This window comes from Nocardioides dubius (assembly GCF_039528155.1).
Classification (GTDB): domain Bacteria; phylum Actinomycetota; class Actinomycetes; order Propionibacteriales; family Nocardioidaceae; genus Nocardioides; species Nocardioides dubius.
Map to the genome: position 1 here is coordinate 215,304 of NZ_BAAALG010000007.1, position 11,081 is coordinate 226,384.

Annotated in this window: 15 protein-coding genes; 14 read left to right on the forward strand and 1 reads right to left on the reverse strand. The window is 71.3% G+C overall.

Annotated features, from left to right (window positions below):
- Window positions 1-16: 16 nt before the first annotated feature.
- Entirely contained in the window at window positions 17-1,090 is a 1,074-nt protein-coding gene (locus tag ABD151_RS09740) for a protein-glutamate methylesterase/protein-glutamine glutaminase (RefSeq protein WP_343993745.1), read from the reverse strand.
- A gap of 117 nt (window positions 1,091-1,207) precedes the next feature.
- Here ABD151_RS09740 and ABD151_RS09745 point away from each other — a divergent pair, with 117 nt between their 5' ends.
- From ABD151_RS09745 to ABD151_RS09810, 14 genes are all read left to right on the forward strand, one after another.
- Window positions 1,208-2,068 carry a CheR family methyltransferase gene (locus ABD151_RS09745; RefSeq protein ID WP_343993747.1) on the forward strand — a complete coding sequence of 287 codons (861 nt, stop codon included), beginning with the start codon at window positions 1,208-1,210 and terminating at the stop codon, window positions 2,066-2,068.
- 3 nt (window positions 2,069-2,071) lie between these two features.
- Window positions 2,072-2,455, forward strand: coding sequence for a response regulator (locus tag ABD151_RS09750; protein ID WP_343993749.1), 384 nt, complete (start codon window positions 2,072-2,074; stop codon window positions 2,453-2,455).
- Entirely contained in the window at window positions 2,452-2,937 is a 486-nt protein-coding gene (locus tag ABD151_RS09755) for a chemotaxis protein CheX (RefSeq protein ID WP_343993751.1), read from the forward strand. Before ABD151_RS09750 ends, ABD151_RS09755 begins: the two co-directional genes overlap by 4 nt.
- 15 nt (window positions 2,938-2,952) lie before the next feature.
- Window positions 2,953-3,321, forward strand: a complete 369-nt coding sequence (locus tag ABD151_RS09760; protein WP_343993753.1) for a response regulator — start codon at window positions 2,953-2,955, stop codon at window positions 3,319-3,321.
- A complete protein-coding gene (locus ABD151_RS09765; RefSeq protein WP_343993755.1) occupies window positions 3,318-3,794 on the forward strand; it encodes a hypothetical protein in 477 nt (158 codons plus the stop codon). Before ABD151_RS09760 ends, ABD151_RS09765 begins: the two co-directional genes overlap by 4 nt.
- A 181-nt stretch (window positions 3,795-3,975) precedes the next feature.
- Window positions 3,976-4,305 (forward strand): flagellar basal body rod protein FlgB, encoded by a 330-nt coding sequence (locus ABD151_RS09770; RefSeq protein ID WP_343993757.1) that lies wholly within the window; start codon window positions 3,976-3,978, stop codon window positions 4,303-4,305.
- Complete coding sequence (locus ABD151_RS09775) at window positions 4,305-4,697, forward strand: flagellar basal body rod protein FlgC (RefSeq protein WP_343993759.1); 393 nt, start codon at window positions 4,305-4,307, stop codon at window positions 4,695-4,697. The genes ABD151_RS09770 and ABD151_RS09775 overlap by 1 nt, the downstream gene beginning before the upstream one ends.
- Window positions 4,697-5,005: a flagellar hook-basal body complex protein FliE gene (gene fliE / locus ABD151_RS09780; protein WP_343993761.1), complete on the forward strand. Its 309-nt coding sequence runs from the start codon at window positions 4,697-4,699 to the stop codon at window positions 5,003-5,005. The genes ABD151_RS09775 and fliE overlap by 1 nt, the downstream gene beginning before the upstream one ends.
- Window positions 5,005-6,594, forward strand: coding sequence for a flagellar basal-body MS-ring/collar protein FliF (gene fliF, locus ABD151_RS09785; RefSeq protein WP_343993763.1), 1,590 nt, complete (start codon window positions 5,005-5,007; stop codon window positions 6,592-6,594). The genes fliE and fliF overlap by 1 nt, the downstream gene beginning before the upstream one ends.
- Window positions 6,591-7,604, forward strand: a complete 1,014-nt coding sequence (gene fliG / locus ABD151_RS09790) for a flagellar motor switch protein FliG (protein WP_343993765.1) — start codon at window positions 6,591-6,593, stop codon at window positions 7,602-7,604. Before fliF ends, fliG begins: the two co-directional genes overlap by 4 nt.
- The gene (locus tag ABD151_RS09795) at window positions 7,588-8,277 is read left to right on the forward strand and encodes a FliH/SctL family protein (RefSeq protein ID WP_343993767.1); all 690 of its coding nucleotides are present in this window, start codon (window positions 7,588-7,590) and stop codon (window positions 8,275-8,277) included. The genes fliG and ABD151_RS09795 overlap by 17 nt, the downstream gene beginning before the upstream one ends.
- Window positions 8,274-9,584 (forward strand): FliI/YscN family ATPase, encoded by a 1,311-nt coding sequence (locus ABD151_RS09800; protein WP_343993769.1) that lies wholly within the window; start codon window positions 8,274-8,276, stop codon window positions 9,582-9,584. Before ABD151_RS09795 ends, ABD151_RS09800 begins: the two co-directional genes overlap by 4 nt.
- Entirely contained in the window at window positions 9,581-10,015 is a 435-nt protein-coding gene (locus tag ABD151_RS09805) for a flagellar FliJ family protein (protein WP_343993771.1), read from the forward strand. Before ABD151_RS09800 ends, ABD151_RS09805 begins: the two co-directional genes overlap by 4 nt.
- Entirely contained in the window at window positions 10,012-10,986 is a 975-nt protein-coding gene (locus ABD151_RS09810; RefSeq protein ID WP_343993773.1) for a transglycosylase SLT domain-containing protein, read from the forward strand. Before ABD151_RS09805 ends, ABD151_RS09810 begins: the two co-directional genes overlap by 4 nt.
- The last annotated feature ends 95 nt before the right edge of the window (window positions 10,987-11,081 follow it).

The window sequence follows — 11,081 nt, forward strand, 5'->3', positions numbered from 1 at the left end:
TCTCAGCCTTCGGCGCTCAGCCCTCGGCCAGGCCGCGCAGCCGGGCCGGGATCGCCGGCAGCGCAAGCACTTCGTTCGCCAGGCCCGCGCCGACGACGGCACCGGGCATCCCCCAGACCACGGAGCTGGCCTGGTCCTGGGCGAGCACCTGGGCACCGCGCGCGGCCAGCGCCTCGGTGCCGCGCAGGCCGTCCTGTCCCATCCCGGTCAGGATCACCGCGATCACGTTGCCGCCGTAGACCTCCAGCGCCGAGCGGAAGAGCACGTCGACGGCCGGTCGGCAGAAGTTCTCCGGCGGCTCCTCGGTGAGCCGCACGCTGACCTTGGCGCCCACCCTGCGCAGCCGCAGGTGCCGGTCCCCCGGGGCCACCAGCACCTGGCCGGGCTCCATCACGTCGCCCTCGGCGGCCTCGCGCACCCGCAGCGCGCTCACGCCATCGAGGCGCTGGGCGAGCATGCCGGTGAAGACCGGCGGCATGTGCTGGACCACCGCGATCGGCAGGCCGAAGGCGGCCGGCAGCTGGCTCAGCACCTGGGCGAGCGCATCGGGGCCGCCGGTGGAGCAGCCGATCAGCAGCGCATCCGGGGCGGTGCGCACCAGCCGGCGCCGCACCGGCTGCGTCACCGGGGCCGGCCTCGCCGACGGGAGCCCGGCGACCCGGCGGGCGCCGACCAGCGCCTTGATCTTCGGGACCAGCTCGTCGCGCACCGCGGCGATCGAGGCGCCCAGGCTGCCGGCGCCGGACGGCTTCGCGAGGTAGTCGGAGGCGCCGCGCCCCAGGGCGTCGAGCGTCTGCCGAGCACCGCGCGCGGTCAAGGTGCTGAACATGATCACCGGCAGCCGCGGGCGGTCCTCACGGATCCGGTCCAGCGCGGTCAGCCCGTCCATCTCCGGCATCTCGATGTCGAGCACGACCAGGTCGGGGTCGAGCGCCTTGACCTGCTCGACGCCGTCACGCCCGTTGACCGCGACGCCGACGACACTGATCTCCGCGTCGGCCTGCAGCGCCGTGGTGACCAGGCGTCGCACCAAGGCCGAGTCGTCCACAAGAAGAACCCTGATCACTGCAGACCCATCGGCACCAGCCACCCAGCGCTGAGGGGAATGTCCAGACGATCTCGACCAGGTCGGCCGCGAGAGCAGGCTCACCGTGAGAAAACCGCGGCGTTGCCTCAGATTCGCGCCCCAGGTTCCGATGGTCGCTACGTGCCCATCTCCGCTCAGAGCTTTCAGCGCGTCGCTGATCTCGCACGCCGCGAGACCGCGATGCTCTACGAGCCCGGCAAGGAGTACCTGATGGAGGCACGGCTGCTCCCGCTCGCGCGGGCGGCCGGCTACGCCGACGTCGACTCCTACCTGCCCCGGATCTTCAGCGACCACCTCGAACGGCAGCGCGCCCTCGATGCGCTGACCATCAACGAGACCTCGTGGTTCCGCGACAACACGCCGTACCAGGCGTTCACCGACGTGATCCTGCCGGAGCTGCTGAAGGCACGCGCTGCGACCCGGCAGATCTCGATCTGGTCTGCCGCCTGCTCCAGCGGCCAGGAGGCATACAGCCTCGCGATGCTGCTCGACCAGCACCTGCCGGGCGGCTGGACCGCCCGGATCACCGCGACCGACGTCTCCACCGAGATGGTCGCCCGGGTCACCGCCGGCCGCTACAGCCAGGTCGAGATGAACCGCGGCCTGCCCGCCACCCAGCTGATCAAGCACTTCACCCGGGTCGGCGCACAGTGGGAGATCTCGCCGCGACTGCGCGACATGGTGCAGGCGCGCACGATGAACCTGGCCGCGCCGTTCCCACCGCTGCCCCGCTTCGACCTGGTGCTGCTGCGGAACGTGCTCATCTACTTCGACCTCGACACCAAGCGCGACATCCTGCGCCGGGTGCACGCCGTCACCGCACCTGACGGCTACCTGATGCTCGGCACCGCCGAGACCGGCCTCGAGGCCGAGCAGCACTGGGGCCGCGAGAGCGTGGGCCGGATGCAGCTGCTGCGTCCGGCACCGAGTGCCACCCGAATCCCCCCAGCCGTCCCCGCCACCACCTTGACAGGAGCCTGAGCCATGCGTGCGCTGGTCATCGACGATTCCCGCACCATGCGGAGCATCCTGCGACGGGTGCTCACCGACGTCGGCTTCGAGGTCGCCGAGGCCGGCGACGGCCAGCAGGCGCTCGACGCCCTGGCCGACGGACCGACCCCCGCGATCTGCCTGATCGACTGGAACATGCCGGTGATGGACGGCTACACGTTCGTGACCCGGGTCCGCGCGATCCCCGAGTGGCGCAACATCACGCTGATGATGGTGACCACCGAGAGCTCGCACAACAACATCGTCAAGGCCCTGGCGGCCGGCGCCCACGAGTACGTGATCAAGCCGTTCACGCCCGAGGCGATCATCGAGAAGCTCGAGCTGCTCGGGCTGGTCCGGGACGGAGCACCCGCATGAGCACCCTGGAGTCGAGCGAGCAGCTGCTGCCGTCGACCGACGACCTGATGGCCCTGCTGGAGCAGATGTGGGACTCCTTCGTCTCGCCGATGCCCCTACTGCCTGCGGCCCCCGCGCCGGCCCACGACTGGTCGACGTCGGTCTCGGTCGACGGCGCCTGGAGCGGACGGATCACCCTGTACCTCAGCGACGCCGGCGCGCAGCTGATCGCCGGCCGGATGCTGGCCAGCGTGATCGCCGCCGACCCCGCCGCACCGGCGGCGCTCGCCGAGGAGGACCTGCGCGACGCGATCGGCGAGCTCGCCAACATCCTCGGCGGCAACCTGAAGAGCCTGATGCCCGAGCCGAGCGTGCTCTCGCTGCCCGTCGTCGAGCACAGCCCCGCCGCACCCGCCGACGACGCCGCCCCCCGTTGCCGACTCGACCTGGCCTGGCAGGGCGAGCCGGTCACCGTTCACGTCCAACTCATCGCCAGCAACTAGGGAGTACCAGCGAGCATGAAGATCCTGATCGCCGACGACAGCAGGGTGATGCGCCAGATCGTGGTGCGCACACTCCGCCAAGCCGGCTTCGGCGGCCACGACATCGTGGAGGCCGAGAACGGGCGCCAAGCCTTGGAGCTGGCCGCCCAGGAGACGCCCGACCTGATCCTGTCGGACTGGAACATGCCGGAGATGAACGGCATCGACCTGCTGATCAACCTGCGCGCCATGGGCTCGCAGATCACCTTCGGCTTCGTGACCTCGGAGGGATCGGACGAGATGCGGCAGAAGGCGAACGCCGCCGGCGCCTCGTTCCTGATCGCCAAGCCGTTCAACGCCGAGACGTTCGCCGACGCCCTCGCCGCAGTGGGAATCACCTCGTGAAGCACCTGCCGCTGCCCAAGGAGATCAAGGACCTCTTCACCGACCTACTCGGTCGCGACGTCGAGTTCTCCACCGCTCCCCCGCTGGCGCCCGGACCGGCCAACCCGTGCAGCGTCGCGGTCTACGTCGATGACTCGCTGGAGATCAGCGCGCTGATCGTCTGCGACCTGTCGCTCTCCGCCTTCGCCGGCGCGGCGCTCGGCCTGATCCCGGTGGGCAACGCCCAGGAGGCCGTCACCGACGGTCGGCTGAGCGAGACGCTGAGCGAGAACCTCTACGAGGTGTTGAACATCGCGGCGTCCCTCTTCAACGCCCCGGGTGCCACCCACCTGCGGCTCTACGACCTGCATCCCGCGGGCGGCCCCCTCGACGTCAATCTGCTGGCCCGTGCCCTCACCCTCGGCCAGCGCGAGGACGCCACCTTGGAGATCGCCGGCTACGGATCGGGCCGCGTCTCGATCGTCCTGGTCTAGTCCGCTCGCCGGGCAACTGCGGCGAAAGCCCTTGTCTGACAAGGGCTTTCGCCGAAAAAGTCTCAACTGCCCTCCGCGCCTGCCGAACAGGTCCATCGAGCAATGGATGGCTCGACACCGCCGATGGATTGGCAGCCCCGCGAAAGGTCGCGCCGTCATGTCACTCTCAGTGTCAGACGCGGTGAGCACTCTGCTGCACGCCGCGGCTACCGGCATCTCCGTTCGACAGAACGTGATCGCCGACAACATCGCCAATGTCGACACCCCGAACTACATCGCCACCAGCGTGGACTTCGAGTCCTCGCTGCGCAGCGCGCTCGCGGACGGCGGCTTCGAGGGGCTGGCGATCAGCGCCACCGCGACCGACACCCCGGTCGGCGCCAACGGCAACAACGTGGACCTGCGCAAGGAGGTCCTGGCGGCCATGCAGTCGCAGTACCAGTACCAGGTCGTCACCCGCTCGGTCACCGACCACCACTCGCTGATCAAGATCGCTGCGGGCGGCATGTGATGGGCGCCTTCGACACGCTGCGGATCGCCGGCTCCAGCCTCGGCGTCCACCAGACCTGGCTGGACACCCTGGCCCACAACATCGCGAACGTGAACACCGCCCGTTCGACCGACCAGGACGCCTTCCAGGCCCAGATGCTGATCACCAGCTCCCGGGCCGGCGGCGGCGTCGAGGTCAGCGGCCTCGCCAAGAGCGACCCCGAGGGCCGGATGGTGCACAACCCCAGCCACCCGCTGGCCGACGAGAACGGCTACGTGCGGATGCCGGAGATCGACATGTCCAGCCAGATGAGCCAGCTGATCATGGCCCAGCGCGGCTACCAGGCCTCCGTCCAGACCACCAAGAACGCGCAGGAGAACTACGCCAGCGCACTGCAGATCGGCCGCGCCTGATGAGCGTCTCGGGAATCGAAGCACTCGGTTTCACCCCCTACGTCCCGCCCGTCGCCACCGCCGACCCCGGTGCGAGCGTCAACGGCACCAGCGGCTTCGCCGACCTGGTGCTGGACGGACTCGACCGGCTCGAGGCGGTGCAGAACCGCGCCGACTCCCTGGCGGTGCAGGCCGCGACCGGCGACCTGGAGAACATCCACGACTACACGATCGCCGCCAGTGAGGCTGCGGTGACCACCCAGCTCACCGTCGCCCTGCGCAACAAGGCGGTCGAGGCGTTCACCGAGATCATGCGGATGCCCCTCTGATGCGTCAAGGACTCACCAACGTCTGGACGCGGCTGCGCGACACCTTCACCGAGTTCACCGTCGGCCAGAAGGTGGTCGCGGTGATCGGCTCGCTGGCGCTGCTGCTGGCCGGCTTCATGGTCTTCCGCTGGGCGTCCACGCCGGACTACTCGCCGCTCTACAGCAACCTGACCGCCGAGGACGCCTCGGCGGTGGTCGACGAGCTGGAGACCCAGGGCGTGAAGTACCAGCTCGCCGACAACGGCGGCACGGTGATGGTGCCCAAGGACGAGGTCTACGCGACCCGGATCTCCTTGAGCGGCCAGGGCATCCCGACCGGTGGCGACACCGGCTACGACATCCTCGACGGCCAGGACCTGACCACCTCGAAGTTCGGGGAGCAGACCGCCTTCAAGCGCGCGATGGAGGGCGAGCTCGCCAAGACCATCTCCGCGATGGACCCGGTCTCGGACGCCGTCGTGCACCTCGCGCTGCCGGAGAAGGAGGTCTTCGCCGACGAGCAGGCGCCGCCGACCGCCTCGGTGCTGCTGCGCACCGGCCCCGGTGAGACGCTCAGCTCCGACCAGGTCCAGGCGATCGTGCACCTGGTCGCCTCCAGCATCGACAACCTCAAGCCCGAGGACGTCACCATCACCGACGCCTCCGGCAAGCTGCTGACCACCAACGACGACGCCTCCGGTGCGGCGAACACGCGTGCCGAGCAGCGCGACGCGTTCACCGCGAAGATGCGCAACAAGATCCAGGCCACCCTGGACCGCGTGGTCGGACCCAACAACGCGACCGTCGAGGTCACCGCCGAGCTCGACTTCGACGAGGCACAGTCCGAGACCCGCACCTTCACCTCCTCCGGCGAGGACACCCCGCCGCTGTCGGAGACCAACAACACCGAGACCTACACCGGCCCCGGCGACGCCACCGGCACCAACGGCGTGGTCGGCCCGGACGGCCAGATGGACGACTTCGGCGCCGCGCCCGGCGCCGACTCCTCCTACAACAAGGAGTCCACCACCCGCGACAACGCCGTCAACCAGACCGTGGAGAAGCGGGTCGTGGCTCCCGGCGGCGTGAAGTCGGTGAACGTCGGCGTGATGCTGGACTCCCGTGCCGCGGGTGCCCTCGACACCGCCGAGCTGGGCCGCAACATCTCCGCACTGGCCGGCCTGAACCGGCAGCGCGGCGACAAGCTCCGGGTCTCCACGATGCCCTTCGACCGCAGTGCCGAGGAGGCGATGGACGCGGAGCTGAAGGCCGCCGAGGACGCCGCCGCCGCCGACAAGCGCAACGAGCTGATCCGCGACGTCGGCCTGGTCCTCTTCGTCGCCCTGCTGGTGCTCTTCGCCTGGTGGCAGCAGCGCCGCCGGGCCCGGGCCCGCGCCGAGGCGACCTCCTACGTCGTCGAGCAGCTGCGTGAGGACGCCGCGGCCCGTGCCGCCGTCCCGGCCGTCGAGCCGAGCACCGCGCTGCTGGCCCTGGAGAGCACCGAGCAGAACGAGGCCGAGCGCCTGCACAACGAACTGGTGGATCTGGTGGAGCGTCAACCCGAAGAGGTCGCGGCCCTGCTGCGTGGATGGCTGGTGGCACCCAAGTGAGCACCCTGACCTCCACCGCCGGCATCCGCAAGGCCGCGATCCTGCTGATCCAGCTCGGCAAGGACCGCGCCGCCCAGGTGATGGCCCACATGAGCGAGACCGACGTCGAGCGGGTCTCCGCCGAGGTGGCCCGCCTCGAGTCGATCAGCGCCTCGGAGAGCGACGCCGTGCTCACCGAGTTCCATGCGATGGTCAGCGCCCGTGCGCACATCGCCCAGGGCGGCCTGACCTTCGCCCAGCAGCTGCTGGAGCAGTCGCTCGGCCCCGAGCGCGCCGCCGAGATCATGGAGCGCCTCAACGCCGCCGCGGTCCAGCTGCCGTTCCAGTTCCTGCACCGCGCCGACCCCGCCCAGCTGCGCTCCTTCATCGTCGGCGAGCACCCGCAGGTGATCGCCCTGGTGCTGGCGCACATGACCCCGGACAAGGCCTCCCTGCTGCTCTCCGGCCTGCCCTCGGACCTGCAGGCCCGGGTCGCGCACAGGATCGCGGTGATGGACCGCACCTCACCGGAGATCGTGCGGATGGTCGAGAGCACCCTGGAGCGCAAGTTCTCCTCGATGCTGCAGCCCGCCGAGCTCTCCCGGGTCGGCGGCGTGGACCCCCTGGTCAACATCATCAACCGCTCCGACCGCTCCACCGAGCGCCAGATCGTGGAGGGCCTCGAGGCCTTCGACTCCGCGCTCGCCGACGAGGTCAAGAGCCGGATGTTCATGTTCGAGGACATCGTCATGCTCGACGACCGCTCGGTGCAGCAGGTGCTGCGCCAGGTCGAGACCGCCGAGCTCGCCCTCGCCCTCAAGGGCGTCGGCGATCTGGTGCGCACCAAGATCACCAAGAACCTCTCCGAGCGTGCCGCCGAGAACCTGATGGAGGAGGTCGACCTCCTGGGCGCCGTCCGCCTGACCCAGGTGGAGGAGGCCCAGCAGTCGATCATCCGCACCATCCGCCAGCTGGAGGAGCAGGGCCAGATCCTGGTCCGGCGAGGGAACGACGATGAGTTCGTCGACTGAGGCCGTGGTGCTGCGCGGCGGTGCGGCCGACGAGGTCGCCGCGCTCCCGGCCCCCGACTTCCGGGCCGGCGACTGGACCCGCTACGGCGCCAGCGCCGCACTCGGCGACACCGTCACCGAGCACACCCTGGCCGCACTGACCACCTCCGCCACGGCCGCCGCGCAGGCGCAGGGCTACAGCGTGGGCTGGGCCGAGGGACGGCGACGCGCAGCCGAGGAGGCCGCCGTCGAGGCCGCCGCCACCACCGAGCGCAGCCAGATCGCCGAGGCGCGCCGGGAGGCACAGCACTGCGCCGCCCTGGCCACGCTGGCCCAGGCCGCCGACGACCTCCGCGCCCAGATCGCCGCCAGCTGCGAGCGGATCGAGCAGCAGGCGACCGAGCTCGCCGTCGCGCTGACCCGTCAGCTGATGGAGCGCGAGCTGGCTGCGACACCGGCAGTGGACACGGTGCGCCGCGTCCTGGCGGTGATGCCCGAGGACCCGACCGCCCAGGTCCGGCTGGCTCCGAGCCTGGCCTCCGAGCCCGTGGTCACCGACCTCGCGGCGCGCGGGGTGCGGATCGTCGCCGACCCCGCGCTGCACCCCGGCGACGCCGTGGTGGAGACCGACACCCAGGTCCTCGACCTGCGGATCTCGGCCGCGATGGCCCGGATCGAGGCGGTGCTGCGATGAGCCGCCTCACCCCTGCGCTGATCGAGCGCGCGCACGCCGCGGCCGCTCCCCGCTTCCTCGGCAGGATCTCCGAGGTGGTCGGCCTGCGCCTGTCCGTGACCGGGCTGAGCGCCGCCGTCGGCGACCTGCTGGAGATCCAGAGCGAGCCTCTGGTGCCCGCCGAGGTGGTCGCCACCCACCCCGACCACGTGGTCTGCCTGCCGTTGGGCAGCACCGAGGGCCTGGTCGTCGGAGCCGGCGTCCGGCACACCGGAGGCCCGCTGCGGATCGGCGTCGGCGAGGCGCTGCTCGGCCGCGTGCTGGACGGCATCGGCCGCCCGGTCGACGGCGGCCCGGCCCTCGACCTGCCGCAGGTGCCCGTCTCGAACACCCCGCCCGCCGCCCTGCAGCGGCCGCGGATCACCCAGCAGCTCGGTCTCGGCGTGCGCGCCCTGGACACCCTGATCCCCGCCGGGCGCGGCCAGCGCCTGGGCATCATGGCCGGCTCCGGCGTCGGCAAGTCGAGCCTGCTCTCGCAGATCGCTCGCGGCACCGAGGCCGAGGTCTCGGTGATCTGCCTGGTCGGCGAGCGTGGCCGCGAGGTCAACGAGTTCATCGAGGGCGACCTCGGCCCCGAGGGCCTGGCCCGCTCGGTGGTCGTCGTCGCGACCTCAGACGCACCGCCGGTGGAGCGGCTGCGCGCCGCCTTCGTGGCCACCCGGATCGCGGAGTGGTTCCGCGACGCCGGTCGCCACGTGGTGCTGATGATGGACAGCCTGACCCGGGTCGCGATGGCCCAGCGCGAGATCGGGCTCTCCGCCGGCGAGCCGCCCGCCACCCGGGGCTACCCGCCGAGCGCCTTCGCCCTGCTCCCCCAGCTGTTGGAGCGGGCCGGCACCAGCCCGGTCGGCAGCATCACCGGCCTCTACACCGTGCTGGTGGAGGGCGACGACCTGCAGGACCCGGTCGGCGACACCGCGCGCTCGATCCTGGACGGCCACGTCGTGCTGAGCCGTCGGCTGGCCACGGCCGGGCACTTCCCGGCGATCGACGTGCTGGAGTCCATCTCCCGGGTCACCTCCGCGGTCACCACCACCGAGCAGCGCACCGATGCGGTCGCGCTGCGGCGGATGCTGGCCGCGCACCGCGACGTCCGCGAGCTGGTCGAGATCGGTGCCTACGTCAGCGGCGCCGACCGTGACGCCGACCGAGCACTGGCCCGGCTCGACGCGATCGAGACGTTCCTGTGCCAGCCGATCGAGCAGACCAGCACGCTGGCCGAAGGCTGGAGCTCGCTGGCCACGCTGGTCGGAGATGAGGCCGCATGAGCCGCGACCCGATGCAGGCCGTGGCCCGGGTGCGCGAGGTCCGCGAGCGCGACAGCCGGCTCGGCCTGAGCACCGCGCTCGCCGAGCAGCGTGCCTGCGCGCAGGCCGTCGACGAGGCCCGCACCCTGCTGGCCACCACACCGGCGCCCGGCACCGCAACGGCCCGCGACTTCGTCTACCAGCGCTCGGTGCTCTCCGCCTGGTGCCAGACGTTGAGCCAGCGCGAGCAGGCCACCGACTCCGCACGCGTGGTGGCCGACGCTGCCCGCGCCCACTGGCAGCTCGACCACTCCCGGCTCTCCGCGGTGGAGTCGCTGATCGAGCGTCGCGCCGAGGAGCGTCGCGCCGAGCTGGCCCGCCGCGAGGAGCGCGAGCTCGACGACGTCGCGGCCCGGCTCTGGCAGTTCCGCCGAGGAGGTGAGCCGGCATGAGCATCAGCGAGGTCACCGAGCGGATCAGCCACATCCAGCTGCAGCTCAAGCAGCTCAGTGCGCTGGACGCCCGCTACAACAGCACCGCCACCACCTCCGGCACCGAGTTCAGCGCCGCGTTGCAGACGGCGAGCGCCGAGCTCGGCTCCGGCGACGGCACGGTGCGCGGCCAGGACGTCGTCAACGAGGCGAAGAAGTACCTCGGCCTGCCGTACGTGTGGGGCGGCACCGACCCGGCCAAGGGCCTCGACTGCTCCGGCCTGGTGCAGCTGGTCTACAAGAACCTGGGCTACGACCTGCCGCGGGTCTCCAACCAGCAGGCGACCGCCGGTCGCCCGGTGGCCAGCATGGCCGAGGCCCAGCCCGGCGACCTGATCGCCTGGGACAACTCCAGCCGCAACAACGGCGTCGACCACATCGCCATCTACATCGGCGACGGCAAGATGATCGAGGCGCCGCGCACGGGTCTCGACGTGCGGGTCGTGGACGTGCCGAGCACGCCGGACGTGATCCGCCGGATCCTGCCGGACTCCGCCGTCGGCGCCACCTCGGCGCTGGCCCGCACCACCGGCACCGACCAGGTCGCGTTCGGGACCCCGTACGCGCACCTGTTCAACTCCGCGGGCGCCAAGTACGGGGTCAGCCCCGAGCTGCTCGCCGCCGTCGCCCGCCAGGAGTCCGGCTACGACCCGCGTGCGGTGAGCTCCGCCGGCGCCCAAGGCCTGATGCAGCTGATGCCGGCCACCGCCCGCGGCCTCGGCGTCAGCGACTCGTTCGACCCGAAGCAGGCCGTGGACGGCGCCGCCCGGCTGATGTCGGACCTGCTGGACCGCTTCGGGCGCACCGACCTCGCCCTGGCCGCCTACAACGCCGGACCGGGTGCGGTGCTGCGCCATGACGGCATCCCGCCGTACCGGGAGACCCAGAACTACGTGGCCGCGATCATGGCCGACCTGCGAGGAGAGCGATGACCGTGCAACGCGTCGGTGCCACCGGCTTCGGCCCGCTCGGTGCCGAGACCGGCCAGCAGAGCGCCGAGGGCGCCGTCGGCTTCGGCGCCCTGCTG